The organism is Microcystis sp. M49636_WE2 (assembly GCF_030065375.1).
GTDB lineage: Bacteria > Cyanobacteriota > Cyanobacteriia > Cyanobacteriales > Microcystaceae > Microcystis > Microcystis aeruginosa_C.
This window is the reverse complement of record NZ_JASJFG010001099.1, coordinates 1-5,156: the sequence shown is the minus strand read 5'-3', so window position 1 is coordinate 5,156 and position 5,156 is coordinate 1. Positions and strand designations below refer to the sequence as shown.

1 protein-coding gene is annotated in these 5,156 nt (G+C 41.8%); it reads right to left on the bottom strand.

Features of this window, described 5'->3' with window-relative positions:
• A partial coding sequence (locus tag PX484_RS25450) for a non-ribosomal peptide synthetase (RefSeq protein ID WP_288106217.1) occupies nucleotides 1-5,156 on the bottom strand: 5,156 nt, incomplete at both ends.

Below are 5,156 nucleotides of genomic sequence, written 5' to 3'. Positions count from 1 at the left end.
TTAAGCAAAACAAAAGCCTGGGGAACCATATAACTAGGTAGCTTTTGTTGGACAAATTCCCGCACCTGTGGTATCAGCTTCTGGACTAATTTACCATATAGAGGATTATTCGTATAATCAGTCCAGGATTTGGGAATAATCGTCTCATCATCCCAAAAATTGGGGTATGGTTGTTCATCAACTTTACTTATTATCGGTTCTAAGATGGCATTCTGGCGACAGAAAACCACATCGAAAGAACCATCTTGACTACCTTCCCACCAACTGAGATGAACAGTGTAATCTAACTGTTCTCCCAGTTGCCACATTTGCTCAGGATTAATCCCTATTCCGGTATTTTTTGCTAACAATTGCCGCAATTCTCCCACCGTTGTTACCCCAGGAGGATTTTCTAAACAGTCTAAAATTTGTAGTGCCTTTTGTAATCGTTGATTGGGTACATCTCTGATGCCTAAATATTCTGGTTGTTCCAGTTTTAGTTTATCTTGCAGTTGCGCTAAAGAAAACCGATCCCGCTGCCAATTTAGCCAAGGAATTGTCGTTTTTTGCCCATCAGTATCCAGATGTAAAGTAACATCATAGCGGAATTGGGTTAACTCATTGTCAGCCTGACCCCGTTTCGGTGCAATTTCTACCCAAGAAATTCGCGGAAAACGTTGTTTAAGCGCGATAAAGAACTGAGGTGCAATTAACAATTCTTCTTCGGTAGCTACACTTTGATTCACCTGTTTTTGCCATTCTTCAAGGGTTTTATTAGCTTCAGTGCGAGCTAACTGTACCGCGGCATGGTAAGGCTCTAGTAAGGACAAACTACGGATATCACCTAGGAAAATCTTACCCCGATCTGCAATCGCCTTGACTGCTCCTGCGATAACTTGTAATAGATAATCCACACTAGGAAAATACTGAACCACAGAGTTAATTACTACTCGATCAAAAGTAGCTTGGGGAATGCCGGTAAAATCATCGGCTGTTCGGTGTAATAATTTTACTTTGCCCTCTAAACCCTCAATTGTGCTACATAAATGTTCTAGGTTATTAATAGTAGCAGCGGAATAATCTGCTCCCCAATATTCCTGACAATGTTTCGCCACACGGAATAGCAATAATCCACTTCCGCAACCAATTTCTAACACTCGTTGCGGTGGTTGATTTCCTAAAATTCGGCTCACTGTCTGATCAACCCATTCCTGCATTTCTGCATCGGGAATAGCTTGTCCGGTATAACTACTATTCCAACCACTAATATTAAAAGTGGGGTCCTCGGTTTGAGGTTGGGGTTTACTGTAGGATTCTTCGTAAATTTTTTGCCAATCACTAACATATTCACTCTGCCATTGAGCAAGCTGTTCGGGTAAAACTTGATCCTTGAGAGCAGGAACTAAATACCCTACTAGGTTAGTATTCAGTTCGGTTTCAGATGTATTATCGCTCGGATGGTCAGCACGCGCAATCACAACCGCTTCTTGTACTAAGGGATGTTGGCCCAAAACGGCTTCAATTTCCCCTAACTCGATACGGAAACCCCGCACTTTAACTTGGTTGTCAATCCGTCCCAGATATTCAATCTGACCATCGGGTAAATAACGGGCTAAATCTCCCGTTTTGTATAATTTTGACGGCTGCTCTCCCCCCTTATCAAGGGGGGTTAGGGGGGGATCAAGGGAGACAAACGGGTTAGAGATAAACTTCTCGGCGGTCAATTCTGGGCGATTCAAATAACCTCTGGCTACCCCTGATCCTCCGATATGTAATTCCCCCGGTACACCGATAGGAACTGGTTGTAAATGCGAGTCTAAAATATAAACCTGCACATGAGGAATTGGCCGACCAATAGTTATTTTTTCATCAACCGGCGTACATTTAGCTACCGTTGCACAAACACTTCCTTCTGTGGGTCCATAACCATTAAAGAAATTTCGTCCCTGGGACCATTTTTTCACCAATTCAGGAGAACAAGCTTCCCCGGCGACAATAATAGTTTGCAGAGAGGAAAGATTTTCCCAAGACAGAACCGCTAAAGCTGATGGCGGTAGAGTAATATGAGTAATCTTATTCTCCCGTAATTGCTTGATTAAGGGTAAACCGGGCATTAAATTTTCTTTACTTGCCAAATAAAGTGTCGCTCCTGCTCCCAAAGCCATTAAAACTTCTGAAATACAGGCATCAAAACTAAAAGAAGCAAATTGAAGCACTCGACTCTGAGAAGACACAGCAAAAGTCTGAATTTGCGCCAGAGCAAGGTTAGACAACCCTTGATGTTCAACCATCACCCCTTTAGGTTTACCCGTAGAACCAGAAGTATAAATCACATTAGCCAAATTAGAAGCTGTTACCTTCCCCGTCAAATTATCCCGGTTCATTGGTTTAATTTCTTGCCAAATTTCAGCTAAAAATACAGTTTTAGCTTGATGATTTGGGAGTTTATCAATCAGTGAACTTTGGGTTAGTAATAAGGGGACTTGACTATCCTCTAACATAAATTGTAGGCGTTCTTGAGGATATTCTGGGTCAAGGGGGAGATAGGCAGCACCGGCTTTAAGGATGGCTATTAATGCCACAATCATGTCTAAAGAGCGCTCTACACATAAACCGACTATTACCTCGGTTTCTAAGCCTAAAGAGCGTAAATAGTGAGCTAGTTGATTGGCCTGACTATTTAATTCTGCATAGGTCAACTGTTGATTTTCAAAGACTACTGCTACTGCATCAGGGGTACGCGCTGCTTGTTCCTCAATTAATTGATGAATACACTTGTTATAGGAGTAATCAGCTTTTGTCTCATTCCAAACCTCTAATAGTTGATACTCTTCCTCTGGGGTTAATAAGGGTAGTGAAGCTACTGATTGACGGGGATTTTCCACAATTGCCGCCAACAAAGTCTTAAAATGATTCATCATACGGACAATAGTTTCAGCATCAAATAAATCCCTGTTATAAGAGCAAAAACCGCCTAATCCTTCCGGTGCATCCCAGAGGTAAACTTCTAAGTCAACCCTGACTGAATCAAATCCCGATGGTATCTCCTCAATGTTTACTCCGGGTAAATCCCAGGGAGAACTAGGAGCATTCTGAAGGGCAAAAACTATCTGTGTTAAAGGATTACGATCTAAATGGCGCTCAATTTGTAATTTTTCGACTAACATCTCGAAGGGTAAATCTTGATGGTCGTAAGCATCTTGAGTAGTTTGTCTGACTTGTGCGAGAAAATCCTCAAAGGTCGGGTCTTGAGATAAATCAAATCTTAACACTAAACTATTGACAAAAAAGCCAATTAACCCTTCAATTTCGGTGCGGTTACGGTTAGCAATTGGTGAACCAATTACCACATCTGTTTGTTGACTATAACGAGATAGTAACACAGCAAAACCCGCTAGTAATGTCATAAAGAGAGTGCTACCGGACTCTTGACTAAGTTTTTTCAATTGTTGCGTTAGTTGACTATCTAGTTGCAGTCGCTCCGTCCCTCCGCGAAAACTTTGGATTGCTGGCCGGGGACGGTCTGTGGGAAGTTGGTGTAGTAGGGGAACCCCGGTTAATTGTTGCTTCCAGTAGCTTAATTGACGGTCTAATACTTCATTAGTTAACCATTGACGCTGCCACAGGGCAAAGTCAGCATACTGTATCGATAAAGTAGGTAAATCTGCTTTTGTCCCGGTGCAGAAACTTCGATAATAGACCGATAATTCATCGATTAAAACACCTATTGACCAACCATCAGCCGCAATATGATGAATAGCTAATAATAGTACATATTCCTCTGTCTTGACTTGCAATAAGTTGACTCGTAATACTGAACCTGATTCGAGATCAAAAGGTTCGGATGCTGCTGCTAATAACAGGTTTTTTACCTGTTGCTCAGAATGGCTGAGGTTTTGCAGATTGACAACTGGTAAGGTGAAGGTTACATTAGAATCGATCGCTTGTATTGGTTTGTTATCTTTGAGCTTAAACTGAGTCCGTAGGGGTTCATGGCGTTGAATAATTGCCTGGAAAGCTTTTTCTAAGGCTTTAATATTGAGATTTCCGCGCAAACGCATCGTTAAATCAATAGTATAAGCCCCACTTTCTCCTTCTAATTGATTCACAAACCAGAGACGTTCCTGGGCCCAGGATAGGGGAATATCATCCTCTCGATTAACGGGGACAATTGATGGTAGCTTTAACCCTAAACCTGTTTGCAGTTCTTTTAAAATTACCGCACTTAACTGAGCAATGGTTGGAGATTCAAACAGATAACGCAAGGGTAAAACAATCTCAAAGGTTTCCTGTAATCGAGAAATAACTTGAGTTGCCAACAGAGAATGTCCCCCTAATTCAAAGAAATTATCCTCAATACTGACTCGTTTTAATTTCAGTACCTCAGCCCAAATCTGCGCCATTTTTTCTTCAATGGGGTTACGGGGAGCTATATATTCACCTTGGCTCTGTAAATCGGGAACAGGTAAAGCACGGCGGTCTATTTTGCCATTGGGAGTTAAGGGGAAAGTATCAAGAAGGACAAACGCAGTTGGAACCATATAATCAGGTAATTTTGCTCGCAAAAATTGCCGTATTTCGTTAATTGTCAGGTTGATTTCGGGTTGCGGTACAACGTAAGCAACTAAGCGTTTATCCCCTAGATTATCTTCACGAACAATCACACAAGAAGACTGTACCGCCTCATTTTGGTTGAGTAAGGCCTCAATTTCTCCTAATTCAATACGGAAGCCGCGAAGTTTTACTTGATTGTCAATCCGTCCTAAATATTCGATTTTACCATCGGGTAAATAACGGGCTAAGTCTCCCGTTTTATATAATTTTGACGGCTCATTGCCCCCCTTATTAAGGGGGGTTGGGGGGATCACTTCATCCTTCTCAAAAGGATTAGGAATAAATTTTTCTTGGGTTAATTCGGGACGATTGAGATAACCCCGCGCTAATCCCATACCACCAATATGTAATTCTCCCGGAACACCAATCGGGACAGGTTGTAAATGGGAGTCTAAGATATAAATTTGGGTGTTAGCAATGGGGCGACCAATAGTTACTTTCAGGGTTTCATCTGTCCATTTTTCTACCGTGGCACAAACGCTGGTTTCTGTCGGTCCATAAGCATTAAAGAAATTTCTACCCGTAGCCCATTGTTTGATCAATTCTTCTGAACAAGCTTCTCC